Raw genomic sequence first — 15370 nt, 5'->3', positions numbered from 1 at the left:
CGCCCCCGTTTCAGGGATTGTCGCAGTTCGCCGGGCGAATAGGCCCGCACCGAATCAACTGCCAGTAGCTGGGATAACCGCTTGCGCCGCACCGCCTGCGCCCGCCGGGGCGGCGAGGATATCGCGCGTCACCGTACCCTTGGCCACGGCATGGGTTTCCGGATCGCCGACTTCGGAGCGGATGCCCGGCTCTGCCGTTCCGGCCTGATCCAGGGCGCTGGTTTCGACAGTGCTGCGGCGAGCGGGGCCGCCGAATAACGCTTCCAACGCTTCCTGCGAGGCAGTGCCCTGCGCAGGCTGCGGCGCGCCGGGCGCAGGTGGAGCGAGATTGAAATCGGGCGGTACGATCAGCGGCGCTTCGCGTTGCACGGCGAATTCGTCCGGGCTGCCGCCATGCAGCAATCCGCCGCTGGCGCAGCCGCTCAGCAGCAGCGCACAGCTACCAACGAGGGCAAGTGAGAAAGTCTTGGTCATCGAAAGGTCTCCGGGGCCTCGTCGGGCCTGTCGTGTGTGTGCTGGTCGGGCTTGTCGCGCAGGAAGATGGCGCGCGCAAGGATAATGACGACGCCGATGCTGATTGCCGCATCGGCGATGTTGAAGATCAGGAACGGGCGGAAGGTACCAAAGTGCAGGTCGGCATAGTCGACAACATAGCCGAGTTGCACCCGGTCGCGGATATTGCCCAGCGCCCCGCCGAGGATCAGCGCCAGCGCGACGATTTCGCCCAGCTTGCGCTCACGCGCGAGCCACACGGTCACGACCAGCGCGATCAGCGCGGTAACGCCCACCAGCATCCACCTCTGTGCATCGCTGGAAGCAGTGAACATGCCCAGCGACACGCCGAAATTCTGGGTGAAACGCAGGGCGAAGATCGGTAGGAGCGGCAGGACATCGCCGACCTGATTGATACCGAGCGGGCCGGTGACCCAGTATTTCACGCCCTGATCGATCAGGAAGACGGCCAGCGCGAGGGCCATTCCCAAGGCGCGATAGCGTGCGACGGGGCTCATGCGCCCTGCTCCATACCCGCGACTACGCTCTCGCAGCGCCCGCACAGATCGCCATCCTCCGCCACTTCGGGCAGGAGGCGCCAGCAGCGGCCGCATTTGTGGTCGGTGGTGCGCGATACGGTCACACCGTCGCCCTGCCCGCGTGCGACTGACGCGGTGATGAACAATTCGGCGAGATCTTCATCGCTGAACCCTTCCGGCACTGCGCCCGCAGGCACTGTGATGTCCGCTTCAAGGCTTGAGCGGATTGTCTTGTCGCGGCGCAGCGGTTCGATGGCTTCGGTCACTTCCTCGCGCAGGGCCTTGAGCGTGTCAAAACGTGTGGCCAGCGCGTTGTCGGACCAGTCATTCGGCAACGGATGCCATTCGAGCAAATGCACACTGCCCTTGTCGGGGAAGCGCGTGCCCCACACCTCTTCGGCGGTAAACACCAGCACCGGCGCGGCATAGCGGATCAGCGACTGGAACAATATGTCGAGCACGGTGCGATAGGCGCGGCGCTCCACCCCGTCCGGCGCATCGCAATAGAGCCGGTCCTTGCGGATATCGAAGAAGAAGGCGCTGAGATCCTCGTTGCAGAATTCGATCAGCGCGCGGGTATATTCGTTAAAGTCGAAAGCCGCGATGGCGTCTCGCAGAGTGTGGTCGAGTTGCCAAAGCTGGCTGAGCATATAGCGCTCCAGCTCGGGCATGTCGGTGGTTTCGACATGCTCGCTCTCCCACTCAAACCCGTCGAGCGCGCCGAGCAGGTAGCGGAAGGTATTGCGCAGCTTGCGATACTGGTCGGCAACGCCTTTCAGGATTTCATCGCCGATGCGGTGATCCTCGGTGAAGTCGACACTCAGCGCCCACAGGCGGATGATGTCGGCACCATACTGCTCCATGACCTTGAGCGGATCGATGGTGTTGCCGAGGCTTTTCGACATCTTGCGCCCGTCGCTCGCCATGGTGAAGCCATGCGTCAGGACGGCTTCGAACGGCGCGCGCCCGCGGGTCGCACAGCTTTCGAGGAGCGATGACTGGAACCAGCCGCGATGCTGGTCGCTGCCTTCGAGATAGAGGTCGGCCGGCCATTTGAGGTCCGGCCAGCGGCCGCTCTCAAGCACGAAGGCATGGGTCGAACCCGAATCGAACCAGACATCGAGGATGTCGGTGATCATTTCGTAGTCGCCAGGGTTGTAGTCGGCCCCGAGATATTCCGCCTTGCGCGCTTCGTCCCACGCATCGACGCCTTCCTCGCGGATCGCGGCGACCACGCGGGCGTTGACCGCTGGGTCTTGCAGGTAATCGCCCGTGCCGTTCTTCACGAACAGTGTGATCGGCACGCCCCATGCGCGCTGGCGCGAGAGCACCCAGTCCGGGCGGCCTTCGACCATCGAGCCGATGCGGCGGCGGCCCTTTTCGGGCACGAAACGGGTATCGGCGATGGCCTGCACTGCACGCTGGCGCAGGGTCGAATGATCCTGGCTGACGAAGGGTGCGACCGCGGCGCCCAAGGGATTGCCGGGGGCAACCTCGAAGTCGCCGGTGCCAAGCGGCTGGTCCATCGGCACGAACCATTGCGGTGTGCAGCGGAAGATGATCTTCGCCTTGCTGCGCCAGCTATGTGGATAGGAGTGCTGGTAATCCTCCGACGCGGCGAGCAGCGCGCCTGCGTCGCGCAGGTCCGAACAGATCGGGCCCTCGGGCGAATTGAACGGCTTGTTGATGACGCTGCGACGGCGCTCGTCATTGCCGCCCAGCCATGGCCAGTCGTCACGATAAAGGCCATTGCCCATTACCGCGAATTGCGGCTCGATCCCGTTGGCACGGCACAGCTCGAAATCGTCCTCGCCATGATCGGGCGCCATATGGACGAGGCCGGTGCCGCTGTCGGTGGTGACGAAATCGCCCGGCAGGAACGGGCGCGGCTTGGCGTAGAACCCGCCGAGATGGTGCATCGGATGGCGGGCGACGGTTCCGGCGAGGTCGGAGCCTTTGACAATTGGAAAGGGTCCACCTGCTTGCACTGACGGGAGCGGCATTTCGTCTAGAAGCAAATCAACAAATTGCGCCCCTTCAAACCCCGGGACCAAAATGCTGCCAAGTATAGCAGTTATTCGCGCATGAAATTGCGATTCTAGCTCTTGCGAGATCAAAATTTTAGTTTGGTGGAGGGGGAAAACTTTTCGAAGCGCAGTGTCAAAAGCTTCTCTATTGCCTTCAACCCCCACGAACACGGGGAAAACCTCGTAGAGTGTGTAATCCACTTCAGGCCCATAGGCGATCGCCTGATTGACCGGAATCGTCCACGGCGTGGTCGTCCAGATAACCGCATGGGCGCCGACCAGCTCTGGGATCGGGCTCTCGGTGATCTCGAAAGCCACGTCGATCTGGGTCGAGGTGATATCCTCGTACTCCACCTCGGCCTCGGCCAGCGCGGTTTCCTCGACCGGGCTCCACATCACCGGCTTCGAGCCGCGATAGAGATTGCCCGCTTCGGCGAACTTCATCAGCTCGGCGACGATTGTCGCCTCGGCCTGGAAATCCATGGTGAGGTAGGGATTGTCCCAATCGCCCATGATGCCGAGGCGCTTCAGCTGCTCGCGCTGCACGTCCACCCAGTTCTGGGCATAGGCGCGGCATTCGGCGCGGAATTCCTTCGGCGGGACGGCCTTCTTGTCGAGTTTCTTCTTGCGGTACTGTTCCTCCACCTTCCATTCGATGGGGAGGCCGTGGCAATCCCAGCCCGGCACATAGGGCGCGTCCTTGCCCAGCGCGTTCTGCGTGCGGCAGACCATGTCTTTCAGCACATGGTTCAGCGCATGGCCGATATGCATGTCGCCATTGGCATAGGGCGGGCCGTCGTGGAGAATGAACTTCTCGCGACCGCTGCGGGCATCGCGCAGCTGGCGATAGAGATCGCCCTGCTGCCAATGTGCCAGAATGCCCGGCTCCTTCTGCGGAAGGCCGGCTTTCATCGGGAACTCGGTCTTCGGCAGGAAGACGGTGTCTTTATAGTCGCGCTTTTCGGACATAGGGGGCCGCCGCTAGAGCAAACGCACGCTTGAGGGAAGGCCTCAGGAGGCCAGCAACCGCCGCGCTTCCACGCAATCGCGCTCCATTTGCTCGGTTAAGGCGTCGAGGCTGTCGAATTTCGCCTCGCCGCGCAGGAAATGGTGGAAGGCAATTTCGATCTCCTGACCGTAAAGATCGCCGGAGAAATCGAAGAAATAGGGTTCGAGCAATTCCTTGGGTGGTGCGAACTGCGGGCGCACGCCGATATTGGCCGCGCCTTGCAACTCCTGCCCGGTGGCAAGCACGCGGCCGGTGATGGCATAGATGCCGTAACGCGGGCGCAGGTAACTTTCGATCGAGAGATTGGCGGTGGGATAGCCGATTTCCCGTCCGCGCTTGTCGCCATGTTCGACCACGCCTCGAATCGCAAACGGGCGGGTAAGCAGGCGTGCGGCTTCCTGCGGATCGCCTTGGCGCAACGCCTCACGCACGCGGCTTGAGGAGATGGGCGCACCATTGTCCATTACCGGCGGTACCGCGCGCGTCTCGATCCCGACTTCGCGGCCCAGCTGGCTGAGCACCTGCCGGTTGCCGCTGCGACCCTTGCCGAAAGTGAAATCCTCGCCCGTCACCACGCCTGCCGCGCCGAGCCGTTCATGCAGGATGACTTTCACGAAATCCTCCGCGCTGGTGCTGGCAAGCTCGGCGTCGAAATGGAACACCAGCATCGCGGTCGCCCCAGCGGCGAGATAGAGTTCCTGCCGTTGTTCGAGCGTGGTCAGGCGGAAAGGGGGCACATCGGGCTTGAAGAAGCGCACGGGGTGGGGGTCGAAAGTGGCGATGATACTCGGGCGGCCCTCGGCCCGCGCCCAGTCTATCGCTTCCTTCGCCACCGCCTGATGCCCGAGATGAAATCCGTCGAAATTGCCGAGCGCGATCACTGCCCCGCGCAGCGAATCGGGCAGCGGGAGACGATGATCGAGCCACCTCATGACGTTGCCTGGCGATAGGTGACGAAGGAATGGGCCGGGCGGCCATTGTCGGTGGGATGGTCTACGCGCGCGGTTTCTGCCCATTGCTGCCCGAGTTCGGGCATGAACACGTCGCCGTCATAGTCGGCGTGGATCTCGGTGATCTCCACCCGACCTGCATGGGGCAAAAAGGCTGCGAAAATCGCCGCGCCGCCGATGACCGCAACATCCCCTTCGCCCGCCAATTCGAGGGCTCCATCGATCGTGCTCACGGTTTCGGCACCATCGCTGTTCCAGCCCGGGTTCCGGGTCAGCACGATATGGCGACGTCCGGGCAACAGGCCGGGCAGGCTCTCGAAGGTCTTGCGCCCCATGATCATCGGCTTGCCCATGGTGAGCTGCTTGAAACGTTTGAGATCGGCGGGCAGGTGCCAGGGAAGTTGCCCGTCCTTGCCGATCACGCCATTGGCCGCGCGCGCATAGATGACGAACACCTCGCCGCTCACGCGCGCTCCAGCCGCGTTACATGGCCCATCTTGCGCCCCGCACGGATCGACCGCTTGCCATAGAGGTGCAGGTGAACGTCGCTGTCGGTGAGCGTGTGCTGCGCGCCTTCGACCTGATTGCCGATAAGGTTTTCCATCACGACGCGGGTGGCGACAGTGCGTGTGTCGCCCAGCGGCAATCCGGCGACCGCCCGGATGTGGTTTTCGAACTGGCTGGTTGCCGCGCCCTCGATCGTCCAGTGCCCCGAATTGTGCACCCGCGGGGCCATTTCGTTGAACACCGGACCGTTGGCGGTGGCGAAGAACTCGAGCGTCAGCACGCCGACATAGCGCATCGCATCGGCCACCTGCCGCGCCAGCGCGCGCGCTTCTTCGACCTGCGCTTCGATTGTCGTGCCGGCGGGCAAAAGCGAGCGTGCGAGGATGCCGCTGTCGTGCTCGTTACGGGTCGAATCCCAGAAGCGGATCTCTCCGTCCTGTCCGCGCACGAGGATGACCGAGAATTCCGCTTCGAATTCGACGAACCCTTCGTAAATCGCGGGCTGGGCGAGCGGGGGGAGTGCTTCGACATCGCGCGGGGAGGCGATCCGCCACTGGCCCTTGCCATCGTAACCGTCGCGTCGGGTCTTGAGGATGCCGGGCGCACCGATCCGTTCGACCGCGCCGACAAGATCGGCGCGTGTATCGATCGCCATATAGGGGGCGGGGCGCCCACCGAGCTGTTCGACGAAACGCTTTTCCTTCAGCCGGTCCTGCGCTGTTTCGAGCCCGATGCGCGTCGGGTGCAGGCATTTGGCGTCGAACGTGCCGAGCACGGAGACGGGGACATTCTCAAACTCCCACGTTACCACGTCACAGCGCGTCGCGAAGTCGGCCAGTGCTTCGCTATCGTCCCAGCGATTGGAGAAGAATTCGGCGCAGACGAGGTCGGCGACGTTGTCGCCTTCCGGCGCATAGCCGATGCAGCGATAGCCGAGGTTGACGGCACATATCGCCATCATCCGGCCAAGCTGGCCGCCGCCCAGAATGCCGATCGTGCTGCCAGGCGCCAGCATCAGTTTTCGGGACGCTCCGCCACGGCGGCGCTGCGCGCCTCGCGCCAGGTCGTCAGCCGCTCGGCGAGATCATCGTCGCCAAGCGACAAAATGCTCGCGGCGAGCAATCCGGCATTGGTGGCACCGGCTTCGCCGATCGCCAGCGTCCCGACCGGCACCCCGGCGGGCATCTGTACTATCGACAGCAGACTGTCCTGTCCCGAAAGCGCTTTCGATTGCACCGGCACGCCCAGCACCGGAAGGTGGGTCATGCTGGCGACCATTCCCGGCAAATGCGCTGCACCACCGGCGCCCGCGATAATGACGGCAAAACCTTCGTCGGCGGCGCCTTTGGCAAAGGCGACCATGCGGTCGGGCGTGCGATGGGCCGAAACGATGCGCGCTTCGTGTTCGACATCCAGCTCTTCAAGCACTTCGGCGGCCTTGCGCATAGTCGGCCAGTCCGACTGGCTGCCCATGATGATCGCGACTTTCGCAGCCATGTGTCAGGCGTCCTTGAGGTAATAGCGTTCGCGCGCGGGGCGCAAATTCTCGCCGAACTCATAGACGATCGGCTGGCCGGTGGGAATTTCCAGACCGGTGATTTCATCGTCCGAAATGCCGGAAAGATGCTTCACCAGCGCGCGCAGCGAATTGCCGTGCGCGGCCACGATCACTGTCTCGCCAGACGAAAGCTGGGGCAGGATCGTGCTCTGCCAATAGGGTAAAACGCGCTCGATCGTCAGTTTCAGGCTCTCGGTGCGTGGCACTGCGATCCCGGCATAGCGCGGATCGTCCGACAGATCGAATTCGCTGCCTTGTTCCATGTCCGGCGGCGGCACGTCGAAGCTGCGGCGCCAGATATGCACCTGCTCCTCGCCATGCTTTTCGCGCATCTCATCCTTGTTGAGCCCGGTCAGCCCGCCATAATGGCGTTCGTTCAGGCGCCAGTCCTTGGTTTCGGGAATCCACAGCCGCCCGCACTGTTCGAGCGTGAGATGCAATGTCTTGATCGCGCGGATCTGGACCGAGGTGAATGCCACGCTCGGCAGCAGGTCGTGTTCGCGCAGCAGATCGCCAGCGGCCCTGGCCTCGGCCACACCTTTTTCCGTCAGGTCGACATCCCACCACCCGGTGAAGCGATTGGCGAGGTTCCACTCGCTCTGGCCGTGACGCAAAAGGATCAGCTTGGACATGGTGGCTCCGCTAGGGTGGTCAGGAGCAAGCTGCGTTAGCTGCCGTTGTCCGGCTTGGAAAGGGTATCCGCAGGCGATTCGCCAAACTGGCCCGCCATATCCCGAGACTGTGCCTTTCGTCGCCGCAGGTTTTCGCGCAGCTTTGCTGCCAGACGCTCTTCGCGTGAAAGATTCTTGTTCGTGCCTTCACTCATCAGCAATGCCTTGGCGATAGATGACGAAAGGCTCAAGCATTGCTTGACATCGGGGCGTTGCGCGACAATAGCGCCCGCCCGTTGCCCGCACCCTTTTTGCGCGGGCTTCCCGTGCTGCTGTAGCTCAGTGGTAGAGCGCACCCTTGGTAAGGGTGAGGCCGGGAGTTCAATCCTCCCCAGCAGCACCATTTTTCAATAACTTAAAGGGCTTCGGCCCGCCCAGTACGGAAAAAGTACGGAAAGTCGGTGCGCCTTGTAGGGAGCGAGCGAGGGCTGATATTGCAACCCTGTCTCCATGGTGCAGTCATTGATTCGTTAGCCATCGCAGGCGCAACCGTTACCTTTGTGACATTCCTTGTCACGCGAGATGCAGCTGTCACCGCATGCCTTGCCTTTGTGGCATACTTTGCAGCATCCACCGGCTGCGCATACAGGTGTAGGCCCGGCTATAAGTCCAGCGCTAGCAAGCGCGAAAGCAGCTAGTATGGCTTTCATGTTTCTCTCCCCCTGAGCGCGGAGGGTATGCGATTTCAGCAAGATCGCCAAATTAGCAGAATGCGGGTGAGCTGCGGCTAGAGTTTATCCGCTCTTAAGCGGATTTATCCCCGGCGAATGATGGCTAAGAGACTCGCCTTTAACCATAATCTGCGCGATCATTTAATCGATGACATGAATAGGGGCCGAGCTTCCGACTCGGCCCCATTCATACCGCCTTGGTTTTGTAGCAACCGTCAGCGGGCATGAGCCAAATAGCAGGAGTGTGATTGCTCCGAATGGGTCAAAGGTCAAGGGCGGTTGCGATGACTTGAAAGGTTATCGCTATGATACACGATCTTCCCATCACCGCCGGACAGGCTGGGGTCTGTCTTTTCCTCTCCTACAACGGATTCCGCCGTACAGTCGAAGTCCATGCTGTTGGCACTACAAGGGCCGGGAACCGCGTCATGCGCGTCTGGCAAGTTGCTGGTGGCAGTTCGAGTGGCAAGTCCGTCGGATGGAAGCTCATGAGCACCAATGAGGCCAGTTCTCTCTCCCTTACTGAGCAGCGCAGCCAAGCTCCTAGAGATGGTTATCGAAGGGGAGACAGGGCGATGGCTCGCATCGACTGGCAGATTTAGACCTCGACAATCGCAAGGTCCCGCTTCGCTAGCGGGTTCGTTGTAAATCGCGCAGTCTGACCAGTGCTCTTGCATTGGGAATCGTTAGCGAGGAGGAGTTGAAAAAGATTCCTCCTCGCTTTGGTTATCCACAATCACTCCTGCCAATATTCCGCCCACTGGCGGCTCAACCCTTCCTGAGCGATCCGCGATACCTAGCGCGATCAGTCGGCGCGCCACCACCAGAACGCATCCCACGCGGCACATGAGCGCTGTTCGTACGCTGGTTTGACCGTCGAGCTGTACAGTCTCCACTCTCGACAATTTCCACGATCCGCGACCGCTGAAAGCGCTTCACACGGATGTACCCGCGCTTCTCCAGCCGCTTTACTATCGTGGGCACCACCGAGCCCGAATTACAGCCGATAAGCATTTCCAGATCTAGGTTTGTTGGACAGGGCTCGCCATCGCGCGCCGCAGCCTCAATCTCGGCCAGGACCGTCTTTTCCCAATTGGATAACTGAGCGCTGGCCATCAGCCGAAAGGCGTCCCTGTCAACAAATTGACCGGCTTCTTGCCGTAAGCATCCTTGAGGGCGGCGTACTGCTGCACACCGCCCAATGCAGTCGAGCCCATATCGAACACGCCCTTGACCAGCGCGCCGGTTCCGGCCTGTCGGTCGGCAGAAGCCTGCGCCGTGTAGTTCGAAGCGTTGATATCGCGCGAGCGCAGGCGATTGTTGCCAGTCTCGTATATCCGCTTGGTATCCTCGCGCGCCAGTTGATCGGTCGATGCAAGCACATCGGCGGCAGTTCCGAAGTCGAGCGACACGCCATTAGCCGCAGCCGCCACACGCTGCTGACCTTTCAGCGCCGCCACCTTGCGATAGTGCGCCAGAGCCTCTTGCTGCGTGTTGGCGATTTCCTGCTGCGCAGCCTCGCGTTCCATCGCCGCATTGCGGTCGGCAATCTGCGCTTGGTAGTTCGCCTGTGCGTTCGCCTGCAGCGCGGATACGCCGGTTCCAAGCATCGACATGCCTGCAGCGACAAGGGGTAAGGCTGGGCCGCACATCAAAGGCCTCCTTTCAGCAGATAGAGAAAGTTCGCTGCCTCACGCGGCGATAAACCGGATGGCAGACGCGGCGCGGCGCGAGGGCCATTGTCGAGCGTGCTGGATGTGTAGCGGCTCGGCATAACCGCAGCGGGATCAAATTGGGGCGCGCGCATCACGAATAAGCCGCCGCCTTAAGTGCAGCCATGTACTCAGCCTGAGCGCGCGAACCTTCGTGGAAGCGTTGCGAGAGTGGCACGCGTGACAATTCGCGGTCGACCCGCTCAGGGTCAGCAATAGTGCGCTCCCATGCAGCCTTTGCCTTGGGATCGAGCGGTGCAAGTTTCCAGTTTGGCTCGCCGTCATAATCGATCTCGGCCCCGGCCCGTTGGATGGAGCCATCGGGATGAAGGATGGGGACCAGAATTTCGTGCGTTGCCATCACGCGTCTCCCTTGGGAGCGAGCATTTCGACCTGGGCTTTCACAGCGTCAGCAGCGCGCGTTTCGATTGTCAGCGGATCTTCGCCGCGCATCGAATGACGATCGCCGGAAATGGTCATGGAGTGGATGCCATGCAGATCGAGCTGGTGGCCGACCAAAACGCCCATGGTGTGCCCGAAGTTCAGGGCACGCTGGAAGCCGTCGAGAGCACCGAGCCCGCGATTGACTCCAAATTCCTTGTTGTAGGCGTTGACCTTGCGATTGATCCGGTCCCGGATCGCATCGTGCTCGATCAGGGCTTTGCCGAGATTGTCCGCAAGTTCGATGATCGTTGCGACGAGATGGCGCCGCTCTGCTAGCTGATCGTCGATTTCAGATTGCAGTTCGGCATATGCCTTGGCGCGCGCCTTATCGCGCTTCTCGCCAGCGTGCTTCTCGCTTTCATCGAAGGCAAGGCGCAGCGTTTCGCGCTGTTCGCGGATTGCGTCACGATGCTTGCGAGCATTGGCGGTTTCTTCGGCTGAGCCGGTGCCGGTTGTCTCTGCGAATGCCGCCTGTTTCAGCGCATCATCTGCGAGGCGTTCGGCCTCTTCAAGCTCAGCGTGGCGCTTCTCGAACGAAGCGCGGGTAAGCGTAGTCATAGCGGCGACCTCCTTGGGGTTGATCCGTCAGGAGGGTTTTATGGTGCGCAAGTGGTGGTTTGAATCGCTGCTGGTTAGGCCGGGTGGACAAATTCCGATCTGAACGAACGACCGCTCTCAGGAAGCTTCGCGCGGACGCCGAATGTCCAGTGTGTTGGGGAAAGCTGACTTAGCCCCATCCACCTGCGAGTTCCGCGATACCGCCAGCCACGAATGCGACCGCAATCGCAGCGAGGAAAATTCCATAACCGAAGAGTATTTTTCGCCCGTATCCCTCGTGGCCCTCGCGCTTCCTAAAACCAGCGGCCCAGCGGGGAATGAAGAACCTAGTCGCGTAGATGTGAGCAACCGCCGCAACACACCACGCCGCAATAAAAACCCACAGCATGATTTGCGGAACTATGCTCATCTCAAGATGCTACCGCGAAGGGCTTATGACCGCAATGTTGTCGTTAGCGGAATGTCGGCTTTCGGAAAATAAATCCAGAAATGCTGCCCTTCGCTCGCGGCCTCGGTAAGCCGAATAGCACCTAAGCTGCTATTGCCGAACGAGATGTGCCAAAAAGTCATGCATCTCATCCCCGATCTTCACGTGAATGAGGATCGTGACAGGCTCTTTTGAGCTGCGAACATCTTTCGGCAATTCGTACATAACTTGGCCACCGAAGGAGTTGCCGGGATCAATGGTGGTGGTGCGCAAATTTACTCGCAGCGCTTGCATGGCCGCCGCATTCGTTTCGGCAAGACGTTGGAAGTTGGCTTGATTCTGAGCATTTGCAATTGATTGGGCGGCGTAAGCTTGCCCGCCGTTGTAACCCGAATACGTGCCAGTCGCCCATCCACCTGAGCCATAAGCTGAAACTGTTCCGTTGGTGTAGCCAGCGTTCGATGCTGCCAAACTGTTGCTCATAGCGCTCAGACCTGCGGCAACTGCTGCCCATGCACGACGCTTCTTTTCCTCTTTGACGAGACGCTCATAGCTGATCATCTCGATAGGTTCGCCACTAGATGTTTCCATTGTGACGTTTTCAACGCCGAGGTTGACCGGTTCACTTCCAGCGTTGAGTGCATAAAGCATCAGAGTGCCACGTTTCTTGACCGTGCCTTCCGTCTCAAACAACCTTACGCTCGATTTTGCTTCGTCTGAGTCAATTGCCTTCATCCCGTGATCCATCCGAGAATGTTGACCTGGCTCTGCGTCAAGATCGAACTTAAATTTGGCTGCGTGGCCTGCTGTCGACGAACCGAAAAGCGCACAAGCGACCGCAATTTTTACTAGACGTTTCATATGACCCCCTATTTCACTACTCTTGCGAGCAGCTAGCGCAGGGTTCCTTCGTCAAGGCTAAAAGTCAATATTAAGATATTAAGAACAGACTCTTGGGAAAATAAAACGTCACTGATTGCAGTTGTTGGCGTGCGCCACTCAGATCAGGCGCTCACAAGTCCAGCTCGGCGTACCGGTCATATTCCTTCACTACGCCCCACTCGGTCGGATTGTAGAACGAGGCATCGTCAATCGGCAGGACCGGCTCAGCAAACGTACAGGCAAGCGCGTCAGCATCGTCCGGTGATGGCATACCGCGAGCCCGCATGTCCTTCTTGCTCTCAAGCTGGATCGATACCTGATCGGCAGCATAGCCGTACTCAGGCGCCGTCAGATCGGCTTCCAGATCATCGCTATCCGGTATTGCGCCCGTTGCCAGCCATGCTCGCATGGTGGTCCACATTTCCGCGCGCTTGTTCTTGGTTTTGACGCGCACCTGTCCCGCCCAGGTTGCCTCGCGACCTTTGCCGCCGAACCAGACTTCAAAAACGTTCTGCACCCCAAGTTGGCGCAATCGATCGATAACCGCCGCACCAATGTTGCCAGCGTCGACGAATACCGCCTGAGGGTGCCAGCGCTTCGCTTCCAGCGCGATATCGCCCGCAAGCGTCATGGCATCCAGATCGTACCAGCGCCGCCATTCCAGCGACCGCGCATCACGACCGCGCCGCATGGCCAGCGTCGAGTGATCGCCCCCGAACCGGGCGCAGTCCACGCCGAAGATAAGCGGTTCGGACAACAGTTCGGGGACATCGCGCTTTCTCGCCGCCTGCACCAGATCGGAACCAATGAACTGAGTTGAGCCAGCGCGCGGAAACTGCCCTTTCACGCGAACACGAACAAAATCCGAATCCTCGCCATAGGTTTCGATCCACGCCTGAAGCTGGGCCTTGTTGGTCCGCTTCACGTCCCGGCCATCGATCATGCGATGCTGCCATTCCGTGCGATGACGACCGACAATCGCGGAATGAAACCGCCCAGTGTTGCGGGTAGGGTTGCCGTAGGCGAACCACAGGATTTCAGTCCCGGCATCGGTCAGGGCACCGCTGGCAGTGTCCCAGATCGCATCGATGATGGAGGAAGCCTCATCGAACAGCAGGACGATACGCTTCCCGGCATTGTGGAGCCCTGCGAAGGCTTCCGGGTTGCGTTCGGACCATGGGATCGCATCGAAGCGCCATGTGCGCTCACGCCCCGGTTCCGTTGCGTGCAGTGACGTTGCTTCCAGTCGGAACATCTCGCGCAGAACATCGAACTGCAGCAGCCCGTACCATTTCGCCACTTCCGGCCACGTCTTCGATCTAAGCTGGCTTTCCGTGTTGGCAGTAACGACGCCGCGCGTGTTTTCGTGGGTCATGGTCGACCAGAGGATCAGCCAGGCAACCTCAGTCGACTTACCAATGCCGTGACCGCTCGCAGTTGCGTCCTTGATCGGAGTGTGAGGATCTTCGCGCAGTCGCTCCCCAATCGCGGTTAGCTGCTCGCGCTGCCATTCATCCGGGCCATCTTCATCCTCTAGCGATGTGCCTTCTACACCCCAAGGAAAGGCCCACAGGACGAAGCCGAGAGGGTCATGGGTAAATCGTCCGAGATCGGCGATTACGGCGGCGCGGAACTTGTCTGGCGTCATGCGCGCATATTGGCGCGTCTACTGTGGGGTTGAATCGCTACAGAAAATCCGGTCTGTCTCGTTCGGAAGGGAGGACCACCCTATGCCGATCGACTGGGCCGCAACCGGCCAAATGCTCTCTGGATGGGGCTCGTTAGCAGGCGCTGGCGCTGTTGCTTTTGCAGCGTGGAAGGCTGCTGAAACCGTAGATAAATGGCGCACCAAGAAGATTGAAGAGAGGCGCTTTGACCATGCAGAGCGAACATTGGCTGCCACCTACAATGCCAAAGAGGCGATCGATCAGATCAGGAGCCCACTCGTACATGGGATTGAGTTCGAGCGCGCGCGCAGAGAACTAGAGGCCGACGATGGCTGGCAGCTTATTGCGGAAGACAAGAAGGAGCGCTTCGCCACCTGTCAGGCCATCATTCGACGCATCCGATCTACGGAGGAAGCTTGGGACGAAGTGACGGAAGTCCTTCCTTTGGCCAAAGCGCTTTTTGATGACGACCTGGAGAAAGCGCTTCAAAGCCTACTCCATTGCAGATGGAAAATTCGCGTAAGCTTAGATCTTTATTCTCAAGATGTGGAGGCAGACCCGGACTTCGCCGTTAAGCTTAGGAAAGAAATTTGGGGCAGGATCGGCGAGGGCGAAGATGATATTAGCGTTGCCGCAAGATCCGCTATTGAAACAATTGAGGGTAAGTGCCTGCCTGTGCTCAGGGGGTAGAATCAGAACCTTGTCTTTGTTGCGTCCTGCTTTTCACAGGTGCCCGTAAAGCCATTCTTGGAGGTCATGATACCGGTGCGCCGATCAATCTCGAACTCAGTCCCGGACAACATACCATAGTGGATGCGCCCTGAAATCCGGTCGGGTTCAATTCTCAAGTCTTTGACCTCGCGCCAGCCCTTTTCCCCTACGCAAATTGCACATGTTGGTGGCTGCGGAAGATTAAGCCGAGCCTTCCCATTCGTCAGCTCGAACATGGCGGTGGTGGGAATATCGGAATAACGTGAGCTTGACGCTCCACCGGTGGCGGCGTGACCATCATTGTCGGCAACAACCGCACCCACGCGGCGATCCTTAAACATACCCCGCATGTTGCCTTTGCAGATCAGTAATAAGTCTGCTTGAGCAAAGGCCGGTTGCGACATCAGCCCTATCATCACTATTATCGGCCAGCGCATAATATCCCCCCGAATTTTCAGCGTTATCATGGCCTATCGTGTGCAGCATGCACAAGGGCCACCTCACGGCAAACTGCGGTGCATCAAAAGTTTGTCCTTTTGATAGAG

17 protein-coding genes and 1 tRNA gene are annotated in these 15370 nt (G+C 60.1%); 2 read left to right on the top strand and 16 right to left on the bottom strand.

All coding sequences use genetic code 11. The annotated features are described in order from the left end of the window. Positions 1 to 54: 54 nt before the first annotated feature. From GRI58_RS03725 to GRI58_RS15385, 9 genes are read right to left on the bottom strand one after another with little or no spacing between them, the layout of a single operon-like run. Positions 55 to 474 (bottom strand): DUF3035 domain-containing protein, encoded by a 420-nt coding sequence (locus GRI58_RS03725; protein WP_160752222.1) that lies wholly within the window; start codon positions 472 to 474, stop codon positions 55 to 57. Further along, entirely contained in the window at positions 471 to 1010 is a 540-nt protein-coding gene (lspA, locus tag GRI58_RS03720; RefSeq protein WP_160752221.1) for a signal peptidase II, read from the bottom strand. The genes GRI58_RS03725 and lspA overlap by 4 nt, the downstream gene beginning before the upstream one ends. Then, positions 1007 to 4027, bottom strand: a complete 3021-nt coding sequence (locus GRI58_RS03715; RefSeq protein ID WP_160752220.1) for an isoleucine--tRNA ligase — start codon at positions 4025 to 4027, stop codon at positions 1007 to 1009. Before GRI58_RS03715 ends, lspA begins: the two co-directional genes overlap by 4 nt. 42 nt (positions 4028 to 4069) lie before the next feature. Then, positions 4070 to 4999: a bifunctional riboflavin kinase/FAD synthetase gene (locus tag GRI58_RS03710; RefSeq protein WP_160752219.1), complete on the bottom strand. Its 930-nt coding sequence runs from the start codon at positions 4997 to 4999 to the stop codon at positions 4070 to 4072. After that, on the bottom strand, positions 4996 to 5484 hold the full coding sequence (locus tag GRI58_RS03705; protein WP_160752218.1) for a dihydrofolate reductase: 489 nt from the start codon (positions 5482 to 5484) through the stop codon (positions 4996 to 4998). The genes GRI58_RS03710 and GRI58_RS03705 overlap by 4 nt, the downstream gene beginning before the upstream one ends. Continuing rightward, positions 5481 to 6539, bottom strand: a complete 1059-nt coding sequence (locus GRI58_RS03700; RefSeq protein ID WP_160752217.1) for a 5-(carboxyamino)imidazole ribonucleotide synthase — start codon at positions 6537 to 6539, stop codon at positions 5481 to 5483. Before GRI58_RS03700 ends, GRI58_RS03705 begins: the two co-directional genes overlap by 4 nt. After that, a complete protein-coding gene (purE, locus tag GRI58_RS03695; RefSeq protein WP_160752216.1) occupies positions 6539 to 7021 on the bottom strand; it encodes a 5-(carboxyamino)imidazole ribonucleotide mutase in 483 nt (160 codons plus the stop codon). Before purE ends, GRI58_RS03700 begins: the two co-directional genes overlap by 1 nt. A gap of 3 nt (positions 7022 to 7024) precedes the next feature. Next, on the bottom strand, positions 7025 to 7714 hold the full coding sequence (gene gpmA, locus GRI58_RS03690; protein WP_160752215.1) for a 2,3-diphosphoglycerate-dependent phosphoglycerate mutase: 690 nt from the start codon (positions 7712 to 7714) through the stop codon (positions 7025 to 7027). 35 nt (positions 7715 to 7749) lie between these two features. Next, positions 7750 to 7908 carry a hypothetical protein gene (locus GRI58_RS15385; RefSeq protein ID WP_202386768.1) on the bottom strand — a complete coding sequence of 53 codons (159 nt, stop codon included), beginning with the start codon at positions 7906 to 7908 and terminating at the stop codon, positions 7750 to 7752. A 113-nt stretch (positions 7909 to 8021) separates the two neighbouring features. Between GRI58_RS15385 and GRI58_RS03685 the strand changes: the two genes are divergently transcribed. Beyond that, a tRNA-Thr gene (locus GRI58_RS03685) sits at positions 8022 to 8096 on the top strand. 1443 nt (positions 8097 to 9539) lie between these two features. Here GRI58_RS03685 and GRI58_RS03680 read toward each other — a convergent pair. The 6 genes from GRI58_RS03680 to GRI58_RS03660 form a co-directional block, all read right to left on the bottom strand. Continuing rightward, a complete protein-coding gene (locus tag GRI58_RS03680; protein ID WP_237452070.1) occupies positions 9540 to 10040 on the bottom strand; it encodes a hypothetical protein in 501 nt (166 codons plus the stop codon). 190 nt (positions 10041 to 10230) lie between these two features. After that, a complete protein-coding gene (locus GRI58_RS03675; RefSeq protein ID WP_160752213.1) occupies positions 10231 to 10497 on the bottom strand; it encodes a hypothetical protein in 267 nt (88 codons plus the stop codon). After that, on the bottom strand, positions 10497 to 11138 hold the full coding sequence (locus tag GRI58_RS03670) for a hypothetical protein (RefSeq protein WP_160752212.1): 642 nt from the start codon (positions 11136 to 11138) through the stop codon (positions 10497 to 10499). Before GRI58_RS03670 ends, GRI58_RS03675 begins: the two co-directional genes overlap by 1 nt. A gap of 169 nt (positions 11139 to 11307) precedes the next feature. Then, positions 11308 to 11547, bottom strand: a complete 240-nt coding sequence (locus GRI58_RS15570) for a hypothetical protein (protein ID WP_237452069.1) — start codon at positions 11545 to 11547, stop codon at positions 11308 to 11310. Positions 11548 to 11676: 129 nt separating this feature from the next. Further along, positions 11677 to 12426 (bottom strand): hypothetical protein, encoded by a 750-nt coding sequence (locus GRI58_RS03665; protein ID WP_160752211.1) that lies wholly within the window; start codon positions 12424 to 12426, stop codon positions 11677 to 11679. A gap of 151 nt (positions 12427 to 12577) precedes the next feature. Continuing rightward, the gene (locus GRI58_RS03660) at positions 12578 to 14095 is read right to left on the bottom strand and encodes a terminase (RefSeq protein WP_160752210.1); all 1518 of its coding nucleotides are present in this window, start codon (positions 14093 to 14095) and stop codon (positions 12578 to 12580) included. 82 nt (positions 14096 to 14177) lie between these two features. Here GRI58_RS03660 and GRI58_RS03655 point away from each other — a divergent pair, with 82 nt between their 5' ends. Continuing rightward, positions 14178 to 14804 carry a hypothetical protein gene (locus tag GRI58_RS03655; protein ID WP_160752209.1) on the top strand — a complete coding sequence of 209 codons (627 nt, stop codon included), beginning with the start codon at positions 14178 to 14180 and terminating at the stop codon, positions 14802 to 14804. Positions 14805 to 14806: 2 nt separating this feature from the next. On the opposite strand, the gene GRI58_RS03650 is transcribed toward GRI58_RS03655, so the two are convergent. Further along, positions 14807 to 15292 (bottom strand): hypothetical protein, encoded by a 486-nt coding sequence (locus GRI58_RS03650; protein WP_160752208.1) that lies wholly within the window; start codon positions 15290 to 15292, stop codon positions 14807 to 14809. Between the last annotated feature and the right edge of the window lie 78 nt (positions 15293 to 15370).

Source organism: Qipengyuania algicida (genome assembly GCF_009828025.1).
GTDB lineage: Bacteria > Pseudomonadota > Alphaproteobacteria > Sphingomonadales > Sphingomonadaceae > Qipengyuania > Qipengyuania algicida.
This window is presented reverse-complemented; position numbering and strand designations above follow the sequence as displayed.